The 620-nt window shown below is 60.0% G+C and carries 1 pseudogene; it reads left to right on the top strand.

From position 1 onward, the window contains the following. A pseudogene (locus tag ACTJJ7_RS28065) lies at nt 1–620 on the top strand (hypothetical protein); the annotation flags it as partial.

Here is a 620-nt window from a genome sequence, read left to right as displayed (position 1 = left end):
GGTACAAGTGACGTCGTTACGCAATCCGGCGGTATCTTGTCGGGCACGGCCGCGACAAGCAGCTATGAACTCTCAGGCGGTGTTCTCTCTGGTTCCGTCACGGCAACAGACAAGGCCACGATCAGCGGGTCGGGATCGGTTACCAGCACTGGTGTCGTTACGGCTACCAACACCATCAGCCAGACCGGCGGGACGATGGGCGGGACGGCAGACACGCCGCTTTATAACCTGTCCGGCGGTGAGATGTCCGGCAAGATCATCAATGCCACCAATGTGAAGCAGACGGGCGGCACGATGGGCGGGACGGCAACGACTGTCGATTATAGCTTGTCCGGAGGGACGGCTTCAGGAACGATCACTGCTTCCAATGGCCTGACTCAGTCCGGCGGCAATCTAACGGGTAGTGCTGGAGCGAAGAATTACACGCTTTCCGGCGGAACGCTCTCCGGAGCTGTCACGGCAACAGACAAGGCCACGATCAGCGGGTCGGGATCGGTTACCAGCACTGGTGTCGTTACGGCTACCAACACCATCAGCCAGACAGGCGGGACGATGGGCGGGACGGCAAAGACTGTCGATTATAGCCTGTCCGGGGGAACGGCTTCAGGAACGATCACTGC

Source organism: Phyllobacterium sp. 22229, from assembly GCF_052056495.1.
GTDB lineage: Bacteria > Pseudomonadota > Alphaproteobacteria > Rhizobiales > Rhizobiaceae > Phyllobacterium > Phyllobacterium myrsinacearum.
The sequence above is the reverse complement of the archived record's forward strand: the minus strand, read 5'-3'. Positions and strand labels throughout refer to the sequence as shown.